The organism is Salipiger sp., assembly GCF_048261495.1.
In the GTDB taxonomy this organism is placed as follows: Bacteria; Pseudomonadota; Alphaproteobacteria; order Rhodobacterales; family Rhodobacteraceae; genus Salipiger.
Window position 1 is genome coordinate 397,854 of record NZ_JBLXFX010000001.1, and the last position, 19,770, is coordinate 417,623.

General features: G+C 66.9%; 18 protein-coding genes and 1 tRNA gene. 10 read left to right on the plus strand and 9 right to left on the minus strand.

Annotation, left to right across the window (positions count from 1 at the left end; all coding sequences use genetic code 11):
• The first annotated feature begins 43 nt into the window (after positions 1–43).
• Both ahcY and ACN0RJ_RS01825 read left to right on the plus strand, forming a co-directional pair.
• The gene (ahcY, locus tag ACN0RJ_RS01820; RefSeq protein ID WP_417718647.1) at positions 44–1,432 is read left to right on the plus strand and encodes an adenosylhomocysteinase; all 1,389 of its coding nucleotides are present in this window, start codon (positions 44–46) and stop codon (positions 1,430–1,432) included.
• Positions 1,433–1,453: 21 nt separating this feature from the next.
• Entirely contained in the window at positions 1,454–1,762 is a 309-nt protein-coding gene (locus tag ACN0RJ_RS01825; RefSeq protein ID WP_417718646.1) for a hypothetical protein, read from the plus strand.
• Positions 1,763–1,832: 70 nt separating this feature from the next.
• Here ACN0RJ_RS01825 and ACN0RJ_RS01830 read toward each other — a convergent pair whose 3' ends face one another.
• Together ACN0RJ_RS01830 and ACN0RJ_RS01835 are read right to left on the minus strand one after the other, a co-directional pair.
• Positions 1,833–3,374: an alanine/glycine:cation symporter family protein gene (locus ACN0RJ_RS01830; protein WP_417718645.1), complete on the minus strand. Its 1,542-nt coding sequence runs from the start codon at positions 3,372–3,374 to the stop codon at positions 1,833–1,835.
• Positions 3,375–3,390: 16 nt separating this feature from the next.
• Positions 3,391–3,828, minus strand: a complete 438-nt coding sequence (locus tag ACN0RJ_RS01835; protein ID WP_417718644.1) for a universal stress protein — start codon at positions 3,826–3,828, stop codon at positions 3,391–3,393.
• 291 nt (positions 3,829–4,119) lie between these two features.
• Here ACN0RJ_RS01835 and ACN0RJ_RS01840 point away from each other — a divergent pair, with 291 nt between their 5' ends.
• The gene (locus ACN0RJ_RS01840; RefSeq protein ID WP_417718643.1) at positions 4,120–4,461 is read left to right on the plus strand and encodes a DUF2853 family protein; all 342 of its coding nucleotides are present in this window, start codon (positions 4,120–4,122) and stop codon (positions 4,459–4,461) included.
• 235 nt (positions 4,462–4,696) lie between these two features.
• On the opposite strand, the gene ACN0RJ_RS01845 is transcribed toward ACN0RJ_RS01840, so the two are convergent.
• From ACN0RJ_RS01845 to tsaD, 5 genes are all read right to left on the minus strand, one after another.
• Positions 4,697–5,092 (minus strand): DUF1761 domain-containing protein, encoded by a 396-nt coding sequence (locus ACN0RJ_RS01845; RefSeq protein ID WP_417718642.1) that lies wholly within the window; start codon positions 5,090–5,092, stop codon positions 4,697–4,699.
• An 82-nt stretch (positions 5,093–5,174) separates the two neighbouring features.
• Positions 5,175–5,600: an EVE domain-containing protein gene (locus ACN0RJ_RS01850; RefSeq protein WP_417723232.1), complete on the minus strand. Its 426-nt coding sequence runs from the start codon at positions 5,598–5,600 to the stop codon at positions 5,175–5,177.
• Entirely contained in the window at positions 5,597–5,869 is a 273-nt protein-coding gene (locus ACN0RJ_RS01855) for a YciI family protein (RefSeq protein ID WP_417718640.1), read from the minus strand. The genes ACN0RJ_RS01850 and ACN0RJ_RS01855 overlap by 4 nt, the downstream gene beginning before the upstream one ends.
• A 2-nt stretch (positions 5,870–5,871) precedes the next feature.
• Positions 5,872–6,834, minus strand: a complete 963-nt coding sequence (locus ACN0RJ_RS01860) for an NAD(P)H-dependent glycerol-3-phosphate dehydrogenase (protein ID WP_417723233.1) — start codon at positions 6,832–6,834, stop codon at positions 5,872–5,874.
• The gene (gene tsaD / locus ACN0RJ_RS01865; protein WP_417723234.1) at positions 6,831–7,910 is read right to left on the minus strand and encodes a tRNA (adenosine(37)-N6)-threonylcarbamoyltransferase complex transferase subunit TsaD; all 1,080 of its coding nucleotides are present in this window, start codon (positions 7,908–7,910) and stop codon (positions 6,831–6,833) included. Before tsaD ends, ACN0RJ_RS01860 begins: the two co-directional genes overlap by 4 nt.
• Positions 7,911–7,984: 74 nt before the next feature.
• On the opposite strand from tsaD, the gene ACN0RJ_RS01870 reads away from it, so the two are divergent.
• From ACN0RJ_RS01870 to ACN0RJ_RS01900, 7 genes are all read left to right on the plus strand, one after another.
• Positions 7,985–8,731: a uroporphyrinogen-III synthase gene (locus ACN0RJ_RS01870; protein WP_417718637.1), complete on the plus strand. Its 747-nt coding sequence runs from the start codon at positions 7,985–7,987 to the stop codon at positions 8,729–8,731.
• A 51-nt stretch (positions 8,732–8,782) separates the two neighbouring features.
• On the plus strand, positions 8,783–10,231 hold the full coding sequence (locus ACN0RJ_RS01875; protein ID WP_417723235.1) for a COG4223 family protein: 1,449 nt from the start codon (positions 8,783–8,785) through the stop codon (positions 10,229–10,231).
• A 10-nt stretch (positions 10,232–10,241) separates the two neighbouring features.
• Complete coding sequence (locus ACN0RJ_RS01880) at positions 10,242–11,765, plus strand: heme biosynthesis protein HemY (RefSeq protein WP_417723236.1); 1,524 nt, start codon at positions 10,242–10,244, stop codon at positions 11,763–11,765.
• A 127-nt stretch (positions 11,766–11,892) separates the two neighbouring features.
• Positions 11,893–11,968 (plus strand) — tRNA-Thr (locus ACN0RJ_RS01885).
• A gap of 234 nt (positions 11,969–12,202) precedes the next feature.
• A complete protein-coding gene (locus ACN0RJ_RS01890; protein ID WP_417723237.1) occupies positions 12,203–13,963 on the plus strand; it encodes a M10 family metallopeptidase C-terminal domain-containing protein in 1,761 nt (586 codons plus the stop codon).
• A gap of 122 nt (positions 13,964–14,085) precedes the next feature.
• A complete protein-coding gene (locus ACN0RJ_RS01895) occupies positions 14,086–14,673 on the plus strand; it encodes a hypothetical protein (RefSeq protein ID WP_417723238.1) in 588 nt (195 codons plus the stop codon).
• The gene (locus tag ACN0RJ_RS01900; RefSeq protein ID WP_417723239.1) at positions 14,670–17,243 is read left to right on the plus strand and encodes an HWE histidine kinase domain-containing protein; all 2,574 of its coding nucleotides are present in this window, start codon (positions 14,670–14,672) and stop codon (positions 17,241–17,243) included. Before ACN0RJ_RS01895 ends, ACN0RJ_RS01900 begins: the two co-directional genes overlap by 4 nt.
• Positions 17,244–17,252: 9 nt before the next feature.
• On the opposite strand, the gene ACN0RJ_RS01905 is transcribed toward ACN0RJ_RS01900, so the two are convergent.
• Positions 17,253–18,506, minus strand: coding sequence for a four-carbon acid sugar kinase family protein (locus tag ACN0RJ_RS01905; RefSeq protein WP_417723240.1), 1,254 nt, complete (start codon positions 18,504–18,506; stop codon positions 17,253–17,255).
• A gap of 1 nt (position 18,507) precedes the next feature.
• Positions 18,508–19,770, minus strand: coding sequence for a RuBisCO large subunit C-terminal-like domain-containing protein (locus ACN0RJ_RS01910; protein ID WP_417723241.1), 1,263 nt, complete (start codon positions 19,768–19,770; stop codon positions 18,508–18,510).

Sequence of the window (19,770 nt, forward strand, 5' to 3'; positions counted from 1 at the left end):
GCTACCCCGCGCACAACCCAGAGACAGCATCGGAGCGCCGGAAATGGCACAGGATTATATCGTCAAGGACATCGCGCTGGCCGATTACGGCCGCAAGGAACTGGACATCGCCGAGACGGAAATGCCCGGCCTCATGGCCTGCCGCGCGGAATTCGGCGAAGCACAGCCGCTCAAGGGCGCGCGCATCGTCGGCTCGCTGCACATGACGATCCAGACCGCCGTGCTGATCGAAACCCTCGTGGCGCTGGGCGCGGACGTGCGCTGGGCCTCGTGCAACATCTTCTCGACCCAGGATCACGCGGCGGCGGCGATCGCCGCCAGCGGCGTTCCGGTCTTTGCCGTGAAGGGTCAGACCCTGACCGAGCATTGGGATTACCTCGACAAATCCTTCATGTTCCCCGAGGGCGCGAACATGATCCTCGACGATGGCGGCGACGCGACGCTCTACGTGCTGCTCGGGGCGCGGATGGAAGCGGGCGAGGACGTGCTGTCGGTGCCCGCCTCGGAAGAGGAAGAGGTGATCAAGGCGCAGATCAAGAAGCGCATGGCCGAGACGCCGGGCTGGTTCACCAGGACGCGCGAGGCGATCAAGGGGGTTTCGGAAGAGACGACAACCGGCGTGCACCGTCTCTACGAATTGCAGAAGAAGGGCCTGCTGCCCTTCCCGGCGATCAACGTGAACGACAGCGTCACCAAGTCGAAGTTCGACAACAAGTACGGCTGCAAGGAATCGCTGGTCGACGGCATCCGCCGCGCCACCGACACCATGATGGCCGGCAAGGTCGCCGTGGTCTGCGGCTATGGAGACGTGGGCAAGGGTTCTGCGGCGTCGCTGTCCGGCGCGGGTGCCCGCGTCAAGGTGACGGAGGCCGACCCGATCTGCGCGCTTCAGGCGGCAATGGACGGGTTCGAGGTGGTGTTGCTGGAAGACGTGGTCGCCTCGGCGGACATCTTCATCACCACCACCGGCAACAAGGACATCATCCGCATCGAGCACATGCGCGAGATGAAGGACATGGCCATCGTCGGCAACATCGGCCATTTCGACAACGAGATTCAGGTCGCGTCGCTCAGGAACCACAAGTGGACCAACATCAAGGACCAGGTCGACATGATCGAGATGCCCTCGGGCTCGCGCATCATCCTGCTGTCCGAAGGGCGTCTGCTGAACCTCGGCAACGCCACGGGTCATCCGTCCTTCGTCATGTCCGCGTCCTTCACCAACCAGGTGCTGGCGCAGATCGAGCTGTGGAAGAACGGCGGCCAGTACGAGAACAAGGTCTACATCCTGCCCAAGCATCTGGATGAAAAGGTCGCGCGCCTGCATCTCGACCGCATCGGCGTGAAGCTGACCAAGCTGACCGCCGAGCAGGCGGCCTATATCGGGGTCACCCCCGAGGGGCCGTTCAAGCCCGAACATTACCGCTACTGAGCGACAGGTGACGCATCCGGGATGAGCGATCTCAGGGATGAATACGAACGGCGGGTGCGGTCCTTGGCTGCGCTCGCCGAAAGCTTGCTGGGGGACGGGCTTGCCGTCGAAATGGTCGCGCGACGGGTCCACGCCGAGCGCTGCGATCTCGCCCGCATGTTCCGCGAACTGACGCCGGAACCGGCGCGCTCGGTCCTGCTGGCACGGACGCGCGCGCTTTACGGCGAGGGCGACGGCCCGAGTATCGAGGCGATGCGCGCGGCAGGCAGGAGCTGGGACGAGATCATCGCCGGGGCCGCCCGTCCGGGGAAGGTGCCGTCGCTGGGCTGACGGCCGCCGGGGGCGCGGAAACGAAAAGGGGCGCCACGCGGGACGCCCCTTTCCTCAACGCTCGCAGCCTTCAGGCAAAGCGCTTGATCTCGCCCGATTTCAGCCGCGACATGTAGCTGTTCATCTCTGCCTTCACGACCGGCATCAGGAAGTAGAGGCCGACGATATTGACCAGCGCCATGGCAAAGATCGCCGCATCGGAGAAGTCGATCACCGGGCCGAGGTTCATCGCCGCCCCGATCACCACGAAGATGCAGAACAGGATCTTGAACGACATTTCCTGCGCCTTGCCCTCGCCGAACATGTAGGTCCATGCCTTGAGGCCGTAGTAGCTCCACGAGATCATCGTCGAGAAGGCGAAGAGGATCACCGCGACGGCCAGCACGTAGGGGAACCACGAGATCGCCGACCCGAAGGCGGCAGAGGTCAGCGCGACCCCGGAGACGTCGCCGACGGTGGCCACGCGGCCCGCCTCGGCGTTCCACACATAGAGGCCGGTTTCCGCATCCACCTGCAGGACGCCGGTGATGACGATCACCAGGGCGGTCATGGTGCAGATCACCACGGTGTCGATGAACGGCTCCAGGAGCGAGACGAAGCCCTCGGTGATCGGCTCCTTGGTCTTGACCGCAGAGTGCGCGATCGCCGCCGAGCCGACGCCAGCCTCGTTGGAGAATGCCGCCCGCTTGAAGCCCTGGATCAGCGCGCCGACAAGTCCGCCCGCGATGCCGAGGCCGGTGAAGGCGCCGTCGAAGATCTGTCCGAAGGCCCAGCCGATCCGGTCGAAATTCATCAGGATCACGATCAGTGCGGTGCCGACGTAGAGCACGCCCATGAAGGGCACGACCTTTTCCGTCACCTGCGCGATGGACTTGAGACCGCCGACGATCACCGCAAAGACGATGCCGGCAAAGATGATGCCGGTGATCCAGCCGGGATAGTCGCCGAAGATATTGGCAAGCTGCGCATGGGCCTGGTTGGCCTGGAACATGTTTCCGCCACCCAGCGAGCCGAGCACGCAGAAGATCGCGAAGGCGATGGCAAGGCCCTTGCCCAGTCCGCCGAAGCCGCGCTCGGACATGCCTTTCGACAGGTAGTACATCGGGCCGCCGGAAACCGAGCCGTCCGCGTATTCATTGCGGTATTTGACGCCCAGCGTGCATTCGGTGAATTTCGACGCCATGCCCATGAGCCCGGCGAGGATCATCCAGAAGGTCGCGCCCGGTCCGCCGATGGAGACGGCCACCGCCACCCCCGCGATATTGCCGAGGCCGACTGTCCCGGAAAGGGCGGTTGCCAGCGCCTGGAAATGGCTGACCTCGCCCGCGTCCTCCGGATCGGAATACTTGCCCGACACCAGCGCGATGGAATGCGGAAAGGCGCGGAACTGCACGAAGCCGAAGTAGATGGTGAAGATCGTCGCCGCCGCGACCAGCCAGAGCACGATCCAGGGAAAGGAGGTGCCGGGGAAGGGCGAGAAGATGAAGTTGACGAAGGGCCCGGTCACCGCGCCGACCGCCGCGTTGATGCTGTCGTCGATCGACGCCCTCGCGGGCAGTGCTCCCATGGCCGCGAGGCTGCCGGCGAGCATAAGTGTCTTGCTGTTGAACATGATGGACTCCGAACTCTCAGGGCACGATGACGGTGGGAACCGGCGCAACCTGCGCCAGACCGATGGGAACGGACCCGAAGATCCTCGACGCCATGGATTGCGACCCGGCGCGGCCGACGAAGATCATCGTCGCACCGGCCTCGCGGGTGGTCTCCACGATCAGTTCCACGACCGAGCCGTAGCGGATCTTGCACCGCGCCTCGACGCCGGCGGCCGCGCATTTCGCCAGGGCCGGGGCCATGGTCGCCTCTTCGGCGCGCGACAGCTCCTCCTTGCGGCGGGCGTGGCGTTCTTCCACCTCCTGAGGGGTGAGAAAGGTGTAGGGCGACCATTCGAGGATGTGGACCAGCAACAGCGCCGCCCCCTCCTTGCCGGCGCGTTCGATGGCGTAGTCGAGCAAGCCGTCGTCGCCGCTACCGCCCTCGTAGGCGACAACGAAAGTTTCCGTACTCATGATGTTCCCCGTCCTTGTTCTTGTTGGTCTTCTGGTCAGGCCCCCACTGGCACGTTTCGACTCCGGGCTCCCAAGGCCATGAGGTCATGCTGACGGATCGGTCACGTGTTTGTCATGCAAAAAACGGAGGTTTTTCGTCCGGGGGCGGCATCCTGCGCAATCCGCGGAAAAATTCTCCTTTTGAGTCGAATCAGAAGGTATACAAGGAATGCTGCCGGTCACGATCTCGGGACCGGTGGGGGATATTCCGCCGAGAAAGTGAAGAAAAACAGACCTGACAGGGAGTTACGAATGGGCAAGAGAGACGAATTGATCGCGAAATACGCCGAGGATCTGCGTACCAAATGCGGCATGGAACCGGATATGGATCTGTTGACGAAGGTCACGATCGGATGCGGACCGGCCATTTACAATGCGGATTCCTCGACCGTCGCGGCGACGCAGGCCGGCGAGCTGGAAACGGTCAAGACCAATTTCCTGATGAAGAAGCTGGGTCTCGCGGACGGCGACAACCTGATGGATGCGATCAATTCGGTGATAGAGACCTACGGCAAATCCGAGCGGAACAAGTATCGCGCGGTGGTCTATTACATGCTCGTCAAGCATTTCGGCAAGGACAGCGTCTACGGCTGATCAACGGCCCGGATCGACAGGAGCGCCCGGATCTGCCCGGGCGCTTCCTTTTTTGTCGGTGTTTTTAATCATTTGGTTTTTGCGAAATTTTCTTGTCAGTCCTATAAGGGTTGCGTGGCCAGAAAGGCCGAATCCAGATTTTCGCCGTGAACCGTGTGGGAGCACGTTGGGGTGATGAAGGGGTTCGGCTTTCGTGCCGGGCCCCTTCGCTTTTCGTGTCCGGTTCGGAACGCCCTCAGAACAATGTCAGGACCAGTCCGATGATCGCGCAGCCGAAAGTGGCATAGCCGCCGTCGATCAGAGTCAGGGCAAAGGGTCTGCCGGGATAGGCATTGTTTATCATGATCCACGGGCTGATGAAGAAAAGCCCGATCCCCAGACCGGACATCACCCCCGCGCCGGCGGTTTCGATGTTCGACATGCCGAAGACATGCCGCATCATGCCGGCGACCAGCAGCATGGCGAGGGCCGAGAGGATGAACGGCAGGGGCGAACCGCCGCCCTTGGGTTTGCCGGTCTCGTCGCATTCCACTCCTGCAGCTGCCATCCAGGGTTTCGAGAGGGTCATGTACCACGCCGCGCCGAACAGCCATGCCGCCGCCGCCGCCACGATGACGCCGAGAAATCCCATAAATGCTCCTCCCCTAAGATTTGCCTAAGGCGCAGTCTGCCTGATCCCCGCCGATCTGCCCAGTGCCGGGATCATCCGCGCCTCATCCCCGGTCGAGAAGGCCGCCCAGAGCGCGAATCCGGGCCCATTCGGCCGGGGTGACGGGCTGCACGGAAAGGCGTGAGTTGCGGACCAGCACCATCTCGGAAAGCTCCGGGTCGGCCTTGACGTCGTCCAGCGTCACCGGGGTCGGCAAAGCCTCGACCGCGCGGATGTCCACGCAGTCCCAGCGCGGATCGTCCGTCGTGCTGTCGGGGTGAGCCTCGGCGATGACCTCGACGATGCCGACCACCGCGCGCTCGGTCTGGGAATGGTAGAAGAACCCCAGGTCGCCCACGGCCATCTCGCGCATGAAGTTGCGCGCCTGGTAATTGCGCACGCCGTTCCATTCCTCGCCCTCGGCACCCTTGTTCACCTGATCCTGCCAGGACCAGGTGGCGGGCTCCGACTTGAACAGCCAGAAGGTCATCCGATGACCTTCTTCCAGGCGATCAGCTCGACCGAGGCGAACAGCCCGGCCTTGGCATAGGGGTCGTTGTCCGCCCAGTTCCGCGCCGCCGCCATGTCGGTCACGTCGAGAATGACGAGGCTGCCCGCCATCTCTCCGGCGTCATCCAGCAGCGGCCCGGCCTGTGCGACGACGCCGGTTGCCTCGATATAGGCGAGATGGTCGTCGCGGTTGTCCTTGCGGGTTTGCAGCGCACCGGGTTTGTCCTTGGCGATAAGGGCGATCAGCATGGTCATTCCTCCTTGAGGGGTCTCGACAAAAGGTCTTGCAGAACCTCGCGCACCGTTGCCCGGCCTTCAACCAGTTCGGCGACGGCGGACGAGATCGGCAGCGACAGGGAAATTTTCCCGGCCATGGCGGCGACGGCGCGCGCCGTGGCGGCGCCCTCGACGGTGATCGCGGGATCGAAGGGTTCCTCCCGGCCCAGCGCGAGGCCGTAGCGGTAGTTGCGGGACAGCTCCGAGGTGCAGGTAAGCGCGAGGTCGCCCAGCCCGGACAGGCCCGCAAGGGTCTCCGCGCGGGCCCCGTGGTGGACGGCAAAGCGGGTCATCTCGGCAAAGCCCCGGGTCATCAGGGCGGCGCGGGCGCTGTCGCCCAGCCCGGCGCCGATACAGGCCCCGCAGGCGATGGCCATGACGTTCTTGAGCGCGCCGCCCAGCTCCGCGCCGGTCAGGTCGTCGGTGCGGTAGAGCCGCAGCGCCGGAGTCGAGAGCGCGTGCTGCAGGGCGATCCCGGTCTCTTCGCGCGCGCAGGCGATGGTCAGGGCAGTCGGCAGTCCGCGCGCGATGTCGGCGGCAAAACTCGGGCCGGTGAGGACTGCGGGGATCGCCCGCGGCCGGGCCGAGGCGATGATGTGCGACGGGCCGTGCCCGGTGGTCAGGTCCACGCCCTTGCAGCAGGCGATCAGGGGCTGGCCGTCCCGCCCGTCGCCGATCTGCTTCAGCAGCGCGCCGAGGGTCTGCATGGGCACCGCTAGCAGGACCGCATCCTGCGCCGCGACGGTCCCGAGGTCGCCCGTGACGGCGATCCCTTCCGGCAGCACGACGCCCGGCAGGCGCGGGGTTTCGCGCGATCCGGCGATCTGCACCATGGCTCCGGCGTCGCGACCCCAGAGCATCACCTCCCGTCCCGCGCGGGCCAGGGCGATGGCGAGCGCCGTGCCGAAGGCCCCGGCGCCCAGAATGCCGATCCTCATGCCTTGGCTCCCTTCCTGCCCGAGCCGAGCATCGGCGCCGCGCTGCGGTCCAGCGGCCAGCGCGGGCGGGCGGCAAGGGTCATGTCGCTGACCTGCCCGGCGCCGAGCAGTTCGCCCCCGGCATAGGCGATCATCGCGGCATTGTCGGTACAGAGCGGAAGCGGGGGCGCTGTAAAGCGAACCCCGGTCCGGTCACAAAGGGATTCGAGCCCGCTGCGGATCGCCCCGTTGGCGGCGACACCCCCCGCGATGGCAAAGGCGGGTTGCTCCGGTCTCTCGGCAAGATAGGCGGCCAGCGCCCGCCGGGTCTTTTCCACCAGCACGTCCCGCACGGCGGCCTGGAACCCGGCGCAGATGTCCGCGACATCGGCCGGATGCAGGCCGCCCTGTTCCGCGACCAGCCGGTCCCGCAGGCGAAGGAGGGCGGTCTTGAGCCCGGAGAAAGACATGTCGCAACCCTCCCGGTCCAGCAGCGGGCGGGGAAAGGCGAACCGCGCGGCCTCGCCCCCGCGCGCCGCCGCTTCCACCTGCGGGCCGCCGGGCTGCGGCAGGCCGAGCAGGCGGGCGGTCTTGTCGAAGGCTTCGCCCGGTGCATCGTCGATGGTGCCGCCGAGGCGCGAGAAATCCTCGGCTCCACGCACGATCAGGAACTGGCAGTGCCCGCCCGAGACCAGCAGCATGAGGTAGGGATAGCAGAGCCCGTCGGTCAGCCGGGGGGTCAGCGCATGCCCCGCCAGGTGGTTCACGCCGATCAGCGGCTTGCCCAGGGCGCTGGCCAGCCCCTTGGCCATCATCACGCCGGACAGGACGCCGCCGATCAGCCCCGGTCCGGCGGTCACCGCGATGGCATCGACCTCGCGCGTGCCGAGCCCGGCCTCCTCAAGCGCCTGTTCCACGGCAAGGTCCAGCTTTTCCGCATGGGCGCGCGCGGCGATTTCGGGCACGACGCCACCAAAGGCCGCGTGCAGCTCGGACTGGCCCATGACGACCGAGGACAGGATCTCTCGCCCGCGCACGATCGCGGCGGCGGTGTCGTCGCAACTGCTTTCCAGCCCGAGGATGGTCGGATCCGCCATGGCACCCGCGTCATTGCTTAATCGTCGCCTTGCAGCTACCACCGGACAAGGTTCCTCACAATCCCGGAGGTAGCGTGTCCCGGATCCCGCCCATCCTGCTGCTGACCCGGCCCGAAGCGGCGTCGCGGCAGTTTCTGGCGGATCTCACGACGGCCGAAACGCCGTCGTTCACGCCGGTGCTGTCTCCGCTCATGTCGATCGAGGCGCTGGGCCCCTTGCCCGAGGTGCCGAAGTCGTCGGGCGTGATCTTCAGTTCGGCCAACGCGGTGCGCTGCTGGCAGGCGCTGGGGGGCGGAGTGCGATCCCCCTGCTACACCGTGGGGCGGGCAACGGCCCGTGCCGCGCGCACCGCCGGATTCGACCCGATCAGCGCCGACGGCGATGCCGATGCGCTGGTGTCGGTCATTCTCGGCCAGAATCCCGGCGTGCCGCTTTTCCATCTGCGGGGCACGCACACACGCGGGAACGTGGCCGGGCGGCTGCGCGACGGCGGCTGCGATGTCTCGGTCGCGGTGATCTACGACCAGCCTGCCCATGAATTGAGCGATGAGGCCCGCGCCGCGCTGAATGGGACGGTGCCCGTGGTCGTGCCCCTTTTCTCGCCGCGCAGCGCGGCGCAGTTTGCCAGAACCCCGCCGGGGGGAGCGCCGCTTTTCGTCGCAGCGATGAGTGCGGACGTGTCGGACGCGTTGCGCGGTATATATCTGACGCGACTCGACATTCTTCCGCGCCCGGAGGGCAGGGCGATGTTGGCGGCCGTCAAGGAAATGTTGCAGGCCGCGGGAACGCTTGAGGTGGATCGCGGGTCTGTGAAAGGATAGTCAGGGTGCGGGGTATGTGCCCCGACGGCGAATTTGGAAAGGGTGGAGCGCGTGGCCGACGAAAAGAAGCCAGATCACGGCACGGACGATCTTGACGGCAAGACCGAGGCGAAGGCGCCCGAAAACGAGATCTCCGGAGACGAGATCCGCGACGAGGTTTTGGACGGAACCGACGCCGATCTACCCGAGGGCGACACGGGGCCGGATACGCCGGCGCAGACCCTGACGGGTCCGGACACCCTTCCGGGAGAGGATGCGGGATCGGACGCCCTGTCCGGCGATGCGACCGACACCATCTCCGGCGACGGGACGGAGGGGCCCGAAGGCGTCGACACCCTTTCCGACGCCACGGACGAGCCGATCCATTCGGTCGGTGAGGCCGAAGCGCTGTCCGAAGACGCGGGTCGGGACACGCTCGGGTCCGCGTCGGAGGGTCCGGCCTCCCGCCCGGAAGAGACGATCGCACCCGCCCCGGTTCCCGTGGTGCAGGAAAAGATCGTCGAGCGGCGCGGCGGCTTCTTTCCGATGCTGATCGGCGGCGTGGTCGCGGCCGGTCTCGGCTGGGGGGCCTCGGCCTACACCAGCGGAACCTGGCCCTTTGCCGTTCCCGACGACGGTCCCGATTTCGAAGCCGAGACGCGCGGCGCGCTGGCGGACCAGACCTCGCGCATCGAGGTCCTGTCCGAGCGCGTCGAAGAGGTCTCCGGCCAGGTCTCGAACATCGACCTTTCGGGGGTCGAGACCTCCATCGGGGACGTCAGGTCCGGGCTGGACGCCTCGCAGGGCGAATTCTCGTCCCTGAAGGAGGCGCTTGCCAATCTCGACGCCCGCATCGTCGCGCTGGAAAAGAAGCCGGTCGAGGATTCCGTGTCCCCCGAGGCCATGGCGGCCTACGAGCGCGAGCTCGAAGGCGTGCGCAAGGCCATCGAGGAGCAGCGCGCCGAAGTCCGCAAGATGACGGACGAGGCGCTTGCCGCAGAAGCCAACGCAGAAGAGCAGGCGGTTCTGGCCCGTGCCCGCGCCGCCCTGTCCGACGTCAACGCGGCGCTGGTCTCGGGCGAGCCCTACGCGACAGAGCTGGGCGTGATCGAGGCGAACGGCATCGCCGTCCCCGCGGCGCTGAGCGCACCCGCCACCGATGGCGTGGCAACGATGGCCATTCTGACGGAAGCCTTCCCGCCGCTGGCCCGCGACACGCTGGCCTCGGCCCGCCGCGCGGAAGCCGAAGGCGAAAGCGGCACCCGGCGGTTCGCCACCTTCATGGCGAACCAGCTCGGCGCGCGGTCGGTGGAACCCAAGGACGGCGCGTCGGTCGACGCGATCCTGTCGCGGGCCGAAGCGGCCCTGCGCGAGGGCGATCTTGCCACCTCGCTCGAAGAACTCGACACTCTGCCCGAAGAGGCCAAAGCCGAGCTTTCGGGCTGGCTGGATCAGGCCCGGACCCGGCAGGGGGCACTGGAGGCCGCCGACCAGGTGGCCCTGGAACTGAACAAGGAATAAGGGTCGCACAATGCTTTGGTCACTTCTGAAGATCGTTCTGTTCGTCGCCGCGGTGGCGGCCCTGACACTCGGCGCCGGCTATGTGATGGAAAGCCAGGGCGGCATCCAGATCACCGTCGGGGGCATGGAATTCACCCTCGGGCCGCTGCAGTCGGTGATCGCGCTGATCGTGCTGGTCCTGGTGCTCTGGCTGGTGTTCAAGCTGGTGGCGCTGCTGATCGCCCTGCTGAAGTTCATCAACGGCGACGACACCGCCCTGTCGCGCTATTTCGACCGCAACCGCGAACGCAAGGGCTACGAGGCGCTGTCGCAGGGGATGCTGGCGCTGGCCTCGGGCGAGGGCAAGCTGGCGATGGCCAAGGCGCAGAAGGCCGAACGCTACCTGCACAAGCCCGAAGTCACCGCGCTTCTGACCGCGCAGGCCGCCGAGATGTCGGGGGATACCCGCAAGGCCGAAGAGGTCTACAAGATGCTCATCACCCGCGAGGACACGCGGTTCGTCGGCATCCGGGGCATGATGAAGCAGAAGCTGGCCAAGGGCGACACCGACACCGCGCTGAAGCTGGCGGAGCGCGCCTTTGCCCTCAAGCCCAAGCATGAAGAGGTGCAGGACACGCTGCTGCGCCTTCAGGCGCAGAAGCACGACTGGCAGGGCGCCCGCCGGACGCTGAATGCCAAGCTCAAGCACGGCGCCCTGCCGCGCGACGTCTACAAGCGCCGCGATGCGGTGCTGGCGCTGTCCGAAGCCAAGGACATCATCAGCGACGACAAGCCGATCGAAGCACGGGAAGCGGCGATCGCGGCTTCCAAGGGGTCGCCCGACCTCATTCCCGCCGCGTCGATGGCCGCGCGCAGTTACGTGGCGCAGGGCAAGCCGAAGCTGGCGGTCCGCGTGCTCAAGAAGGCCTGGTCGGTCGAGCCGCACCCTGATCTTGCCGCCGCCTTCGCCGAGATCGAGCCTGACGAGACGCCTGCCGAGCGGATGAAGCGGTTCCGACTGCTCACCACCTCGCGGCCGGAACACCGCGAGACCCGCCTGCTCAAGGCCGAGCTGGCCCTTGCCGCCGAGGATTTCCCCGAAGCCCGCCGGGCGCTGGGCGATCTCATCACGACCGAACCGGATGTGCGCGTGCTCACCATCATGGCGGCAATCGAGCGTGGCGAGGGGGCCAACGAGGCCGTGGTGCGCGGCTGGCTGGCCAAGGCGCTGACCGCGCCGCGCGGACCCCAGTGGGTCTGCGACAACTGCAACCACATCCATTCCGAGTGGACTCCGGTCTGCGAGAACTGTGAAGCCTTCGACACGCTGAGCTGGAAGCGCCCGCCGCAATCCGAATCCGGCGTGGTCGCGGGGTCCGAGATGCTGCCGCTCATCGTCGGCGCGCTCGAGGACAAGGTCTCCGAACCGCCCGAGGAGCCGGTTGCCGAACTCCTCACCCCCGAACCGCCCACCGCGGCGGGCGAAGCGGCGGCAGAGGCCACCGAGGTGCCCGATCCATCCGCGATGGATGTCGAAATCGAGAAGGCAAAATAGCCCTTTTCCTGCTTGGTGGGTGGTGCTAAGACGCCGCCCACCGACACCGGACTCGCCTTGCGATCCCGTCGGCGTGACGATCTGTGACGATTGCGGTCAAGGGTTTCGACCGCGCAAGAGTGGAAATGCCCCAATAGCTCAGCTGGTAGAGCAACTGTTTCGTAAATAGTAGGTCGGCGGTTCGAGTCCGTCTTGGGGCACCACACATCTCTCCGAACATCGGTGTCCGACGCACCGCCCGCGTGACGGCGGTTCTCCGCGCACAACCCAAGGTTGATGCGCGATGTCTTGCCGTGAACCTTTGCGTGCATTGACCTGCGGCGCCATCCGGGCGATCCAGCGGGCCCTGGAACGCCGGTCAGGTCCCGCCGTGTCATGCCTTGCATGCGCGGCGGGTCGGGGTTCCGCAGACACCGAACGGAGCCGGAGAACGCTCAATGGCGAACGAGCCGTCACCGCAGGAGCAGCTGCTTCTCGAACTCATGAACCGCGCCCGCGCCAATCCGCTCGGGGAATACGACGCGCTCATCCTCGATGCCGCGCGGGGGATCGGCGCGACGCCGGGGATCACCGATGCGCTCGGGTATTTCGGCGTCGACCTTGCCCTGTTGTACCGCCAGCTTGCCGCGATGCCGTCGGTCGCCCCGCTCGCCTGGAACGGCGCGCTTGCGGTGTCGGCCGACCGGCACAATGCCCTGATGATCGCCAATGATCAGCAATCCCACGTCTTTCCGAACGAAGACGGGCTGCAGGCCCGTTTCAGCGCAGCCGGATACAGCGGCGGCACCAATTTCGCGGAGAACATCTTTCTCTACGGCACCGCGCTTCTTCAGACCCACGCCGCCTTTGTCATCGACTGGGGCGGCAACGCGGCCAGCGGCGGGATGCAGTCGCCTCCGCTGCACCGCGAGGTCATGCTGGGCGCGCAGTACCGCGAGGTCGGGATTTCCGTGATCTCCGAGACCGATCCGTCGACCGGGGCCGGTCCGGTGGTCGTGACGCAGAACTTCGGTTCCCGGAGCGACTACCTCCAGCAGCTTGTCGGCGTGGTCATCGACGATCTGGACGGCGATTCCTTCTATGACCCGGGCGAGGGGATGGGCGGCGTCACCGTGACCGCCGTGGGCGACGCGGGGGTCTATCACACGACTAGCTGGGCCTCGGGCGGATATCAGTTGGCGCTGCCCGCGGGCCGCTACACGGTGGTGTTCTCGGGCGGCGCGCTCGACGGGGTCGTGACCGCCGAGATCGTCATGCGCGGCGCCAACGTGAAGCTCGACGCCGAGGCGGACGACGCGGTGCCCGAAAGCGGGCCGGGCGCAGACATGGTCTTCGGCACCGTCGCCGGCGAAGAGCTCTCCGGCCTCGGGGGGGCCGATACCCTTCTGGCGTTCGGCGGGCATGACACGCTGCGTGGCGGCGCCGCGAACGATTCCCTCGATGGCGGCGGCGGCAACGACCTGCTGCTCGGAGGCGAGGGCGACGACATCCTGGCAGGGGGCGCGGGACAGGACAGTCTGACCGGCGGCGCCGGTGCCGATGTTCTCGACGGCGGGGCGGGGATCGACATGGCCGTCTACGAGGCCGCAGGCGGGCGTGTCCTCGTCGATCTGCTCGGCGATGTTTCCGGGGCCGGCTACGCGAGGTTCTACGATGCGGGCGCGTCCGAGGGCGACACCTATGCCGGGATCGAGAATATCGCGGGCGGGCGCTTTTCCGACCATCTGCGCGGGGACGACGGCGACAACCGGATCGAAGGCGGGCCGGGATGGGACAGGCTCTACGGGCGGCAGGGCAACGACAGTCTCTTCGGCGGGCCGGGCAGCGATGTCCTCTACGGCAACGGCGGTGCGGACCTGCTGAGCGGCGGCCGTGACGGGCAGCGCGACAGGTTCGTCTATTTCACCGCCCTCGATTCCGGCGTCGGGCTCGGCAACCGCGACGTGATTGTCGATTTCGAAGAGGCCGTGGACCGGATCGAGATCAGCCGCCTGGACGCCGACATCACGCAGCCCTTCAAGCAGGACTTCACCTTTGTCGGGGCGCACCGGTTCTCCGGCACGGCGGGAGAACTGCGCAGCGTGGTGCTGGGCGACCGTACGCTTGTCCAGGCCGATCTGGACGGCGACGGGGTGTCGGATTTCGATATCGAACTGAGCGGGGCCCATACGCTGACGGTCGACAACTTCGTCCTCTGAGCCTGACGCAACGGAAGAATGATTTTTTTCTTGGAGGCAGGGAACCCGATGGCGCCGGCATGCGTTGGATCATAAATTTTGCCGGTCGCCGGGCGACCGTTTGGTCAAGGACGGGGGAAGAGTTGAAAGATCACGCAGACGGGGTGCGTCATTGCCCCATCTCGGACGTGTCGTTCCGTCAGTATCTCAGAAACGCGTCGCATCCCGCGCATGATGCCGCCGAACTGACCTTTGCCCCGTTCCTTGCCGATCCCCAGCGCGAATTGCCGTGGTTTCTCGCGACCCAGTGGAGCGCGCTGCGGACGCTGCAGGTCAGTGCGCCGCAGGGGAGTCTCCTGTCCGCGGGCATCCTGCAGGATCTTCTGCGCCGTCTCGATGCGGACCTGGCGGACCTGCGGATCGCACCGCCGTCCCCCGAAGCGGCGCGACCGCTCGATCCGCTCGCCGTCGACTATCTCGTGCTCGGTTCCCGCCACGGCACCGAAGTGCTGAGGCGGCGCCTTTTCGGCAGCCCGGACTCGCCTCCGGCGCCCGGCTATTTCACGAAGGACCGCGATCCGGGCGCCTGGCAGGCGCTCTGCGCGGCGTTGGACAGGGTCGATCCGGACAGCCCGCGGGCAGCGCGCATCCTTTTCGACACCGCCTCGGGGTTCGATCTGTTCGCCAAGGCCGCCGCCGCGGCCCGCCTCCACCTGGGGACTTACCGTTGAGCTACGAATCCGAAGCCACCGCAAACGCGGCCGTCGACCTGACGAACTGCGACCGCGAACCGATCCACCTTCTGGGCCGGGTCCAGTCCTATGGCGCGCTGGTTGCCGTGTCGTCCGACTGGATCGTCCAGCATGCCTCGGAAAACCTCGAAGAGATCCTCGGCACCTCTCATGAACAGGCGATGGGCCGCCCGCTGAACGAGCTGATCGTTTCGGACGGGTTCGACCGCATCCGCCAGAACCTGCGCTCGGTCGAGGGGCCCAACGGGACGATCCGCCTGTTCGGCGTGGTGCTGCGCGCGACGGGGCGGACGTTCGATCTGTCGGTGCACCAGTCGGGCCGCCACCTGATCCTGGAGTTCGAACCCAAGGGCGAACAGCGCGGTCGCGACGTGATGAGCGAGGTCTATCCCCAGATCGCCGCGCTGCGCCGGGACCAGTCGATGACGGTGCTCGCGCGCGATGCGGCGCGCGGATTGCAGGCGATGTGCGGTTTCGACAGCGTCATGCTCTACCAGTTCCAGCCCGATCATTCCGGCCGGGTGATGGCCGAGGTGCGCAAGGACGGCAAGTCCCGCTACGACGGCATGATGTTCCCCGCCTCGGACATCCCGGTGCAGGCCCGTTCGCTCTACAAGCGGTCGCTGCTGCGTCTGATTGCCGACGTCAACGATCCCGGAAGCCCGATCCGCCCGGGGGTCAACCTCGACGGAAGCCCGCTGGACCTGTCGCTGGCGGTCACGCGGTCTGTCTCGCCCATCCACATCGAATACCTGCGCAACATGGGGGTCGAAGCCTCCATGTCGGTGTCGATCATGAAGGACGGAGAGCTCTGGGGCCTCTTTGCCTGCCACCATCATTCCCCGCGATACATCGACTACGAACGCCGCACCGCGATCGAGATGTACGCGCACCTGTTCTCCTACGAACTGACGCGGCACGAGGATGTGCGTCGCAAGAAGGCCGAGGCCGACACCAGCCGGCTTCAGACCCTGCTCATGGGGCACATGGCGAACGGCAGGGAGCTGTCGGAAAGCCTTCTCGCGGTCTCCGAAGAGATCAAGAACGTGATTCCGCATGACGGGCTCGTCCTGTTCGAGAACGAAGAGTTCAACGCCACGGGATCGGTGCCGACCGAAGAGCAGTTCACCGACGTCGCGCGTCGGCTGGATCAGGCCATCGGGTCCGCCACCTTCGTGACCGACACCCTGAACACACTGCATCCCCCGGCCTCCGAGTACGCCGAGGTCGCGGCGGGTCTGATCGCGATCCCGATCTCGAAGCGGCCACGTGATTACCTCGTGCTGTTGCGCCGCCAGATTTCCGAAACCGTGAACTGGGCCGGCGATCCGACCAAGCCGATGAGCTACGGGCCGAACGGGGCGAGGCTCACCCCGCGCAAGAGCTTCGAGGTCTGGAAGGAAACCGTGTCGGGCCGCTGCGCCCCCTGGACGGTCGAGGAGCGCCATGCCGCGGAGCTGCTGCGGACCGTGCTGCTGGAAATCTTTCTCAAGGTGACGGACGCGGCCAACCTGGAACGCCAGCGCAATCAGGAACAGCAGCAACTCCTGATCTCGGAGCTGAACCACAGGGTGCGCAACATCCTGAACCTGATGCGCGGCTTGCTGGCGCAATCGCGCGCCTCTGCCCGCTCGCTCGAGGAATTCACCGAGAACCTCGATGGGCGCATCCATGCGCTGGCCCGCGCGCATGACCAGCTGACCGCCGAGCACTGGGAACCGGCATCGCTGAAAGAGCTCATCCGTTGCGAATTCGCGGCCTATGCCAATGGGAAGTCGAAGCGGGTCAAGGTCGACGGGCCCGATGCCATGATCACGCCGCGCGCCTACACGACGCTGGCGCTGGTGCTGCACGAGATGGTCACCAATTCGGTCAAATACGGCGCGCTCTGCGATGAATCCGGGTCGATCACCCTCACGCTGGAACGCGATACCGGGGACGGGCTGCTGATCTCCTGGATTGAACGCGGCGGCCCGCCGGTCCAGCCGCCCACCCGGCGCGGGTTCGGGTCGATGATCATCGAAAGCTCGATTCCCCATGAGCTCAAGGGCGATGCGCGGATCGCCTACAAGCTGACCGGGGTCGAAGCGCATTTCCGTCTGCCGCCCGCCGCCATCGCCCGGATGGGCGAGGTCGAAGCCGCCCCGGCTCCGGTGCAGGAGGCGCCCAAGGCCCCCGCCACGCGCCTGTCGGGGCAGGGGCTGGTCCTCGAGGATTCACTGATCGTGGCGATGGACGCCGCGGCGATCCTCGAAGATTTCGGCGCCTCCGACGTCAAGATCACCTCCTCCGTCGAGGCGGCGCTGGAATGGCTGGAAACCAACCGGGCGGATTTCGCGCTGCTCGACGTGAACCTCGGGGACGAACAGTCCGTGGCCGTCGCCGAGCGACTCCGCGACATGGGCACGCCCTTCGTGCTGGCCACCGGCTACGGCGAAACCGACGACCTGATCGCCGCCTATCCCCCCTGCGTCATCGTCCAGAAACCGTTCTCGGATCAATCGGTGGAGCAGGCCTTTGCCAAGGCGATGAACACGGCAGGTAAATAGGGAACGGCATCAGGCGGGGGCGGAGAGCGATGCCGCCCGCGCCGCGAAACGGTCGAACAGGTCGGCGCTGCCCATCTGTCCGCCCTTCAGCATGATCCGCATGCCGTTGCGGTCGCGCCTCGCGTGGGTCGCGGTGCAGATGCACACGCCCGCGCCGAGGTCCGTTTCGAAATCCAGCGCCTCGAAGCCCAGCCGGTGGCAGATCCGGCTCGAGGTGTCGCCCCCCGCCAGTCCGAGGTGTCCGACCGCGACCCCGTCGAGTATCGCGGCGATCAGGTCGGCCGAGGCGTCGGCCATGTCCCCGGGGCCGAGGCGGTAGTCTTCCTCAGGATTCAGGTGCAACAGGACCGGCGCCCCTTCGGCGATCATCGCGCGTACGGCCCCGGCGGTCCGCCCGGACAGCAGCGCCGTACGGTCCACCGGAACAGCCCGCAAGCTCCGGGCCTCCCGGACCTGCGCACGGGTGTTGGGCGACCGGCTACCGGCAAAGATCAGCACCCGGTCCGACGGCGGCGCGGGCAGCGCAGCCGGAGAAGTGCCCGTACCGGCCTGACGGGTCAGCACCTCCGCGACCGAACTTGCGCCGATCAGCAGTTGCCGCCCGCCCGCGCTTGCGAGGGCTTCGGCGATCCGGTCCTGATGCCCGGCCTCCGTCGCGTCGAACAGGACGGGCCCGGCGCCGAGCGCGGCGCGCATCGCGGCGGGGTCGTCCAGCATCGCAAGCGTGATCTTGCACAGCCCGTCCAAACCCTGCGCGGCAAGGTGACGGGCAAGGTCGGCCTCGGTCATCGGGGTGACCGGGTGGCGGGCCATCACCGGGTGACGGTCGATGCGATGCACCGCGCCGTCAGGGCCGCGGGCAAAAAGCGTGCCGAAGGCGCAGTAGCGCCCCAACGACGGCTGCCCGCCGAGAACGGCGATGACGTCGGGAGAGAACCGTGCCGACAGGTCCCGTGCAACCGCGCCGATGGACCCGATCCCGGGCCCGGAATCGAAGGTGGAACAGACCTTGAAGTGCAGAATCTGCGGGTTCTCCGCGCGGATCGCCGGCCAGAGGCGGTCGACCTCTGCAAGGGCCTGCGCGACGTCGAGAGAGCGCAGGTCGGTCGGTATCCCGAGGGCGTCAAGCGCTTCCGTCCCGCCGTCCGCCGAGTCCGGCGGGGCGATCCGCAGCCGCGCGGCCCAGCCGTTGCGGGCATAGGTCGACAGGCTGTCCGACGCGCCGGTGAAATCGTCACCGAGGAAGACGACCCTTGCCCCCATCTCAGCGCCCTCCGAAGAACCCGAGGGCCGCGGCGAGTGCCGGGCGGTCCCCGGCCTCCGACAGCGCCTGCCCCGCCACGATGGCCTCCTGCGCCTCGTGAAGCGAGGCGACGCCCGCCGCCGGGCCGTCCGGATGGGCGAGGATTCCGCCGCCGCACATGAACATGAAGTCCTGTCCGCCCGCCGCCTCGTAGGTGCGCGGCAGGGTTCCTGCCCATTGCCCCGAGGAAAACGCGGGCATGACGCGGTCGTCCGGGCCGCCGTCCGAGAGCGGCGCAAGGCAGGCGCGCGCTGCCTCGGTCACCTCCTCGGCGCTGTCGACAAACTTTCCGCCGATGCCGTGCACGTGCATGTGGTCGATCCCGGCAAGGCGGTAGAGCGCGTGATAGGCCTGAAACCCGATGCCGAGCAGGGGATGGCGGCTCATCGCACCAAAGCCGTTGCGGTGGGCATGGATCGCCAGCGGGGTATGGGCGCGCAAAGTCTCCATCCCCGACAGGCCGCACCAGTTGAGGCTTGCCATCACGCAGGACCCCTCTTCGGCGGCGACCAGATCGGCATGGCGGCGCATGGCGTCGGTTTCGTCGGTGATGTTGAAGGCCATCATCACCTTGCGCCCGGTACGGTCCTGCCATTTGCGGATGACCGCCATCACCGCGGGCACCCTCTGTGCCAGCGGGGCGCAGTCGGGGTTGGCGCAGACCTCGTCATCCTTGATGAAATCGACCCCCGCCGCGCAAAGCGTGTCGACCAGCGCGGCAATGTCTCCGGGCGACATGCCGACATTGGGCTTGATGATGGTGCCGAAGATCGGCCTGCCCATCACGCCCAGGCTCCGGCGCGTCCCGGCGATGCCCTGAACGGGCACCGGGAATCTTTCCCGGTAGGCGGCGGGGATCTCCAGCCGTTCCAGCTTCAGCCCGGTGATTTCGCCGATGTCATAGAGATTGCCCGACACCGTGGCGGCCAGTGTCGGCAGGTTGCGCCCGATGTTTCCCGCCGGGTAGGCGATGCGCACCCGCGCGCGCACCACCGGCCCGGCGGGCGCCTTGCGCGTCACATAGGCCGAGGCCAACGTCGGGGTTGCGACCTCGTCCAGCGGCAGGATCTCCAGCACCTGCGCGGCCGAGCGGGCGCGAAGCTCGTCCGTCTCGCCCGCGACCCGCACGAAGGTGCCCGAGGATTGTTCGCCCGCCATCATGGCGGCCACGTCCGCGACCGGAAACGGCGTTTCCAGCAGGTATTCCGCGATGATCCGGTCCAT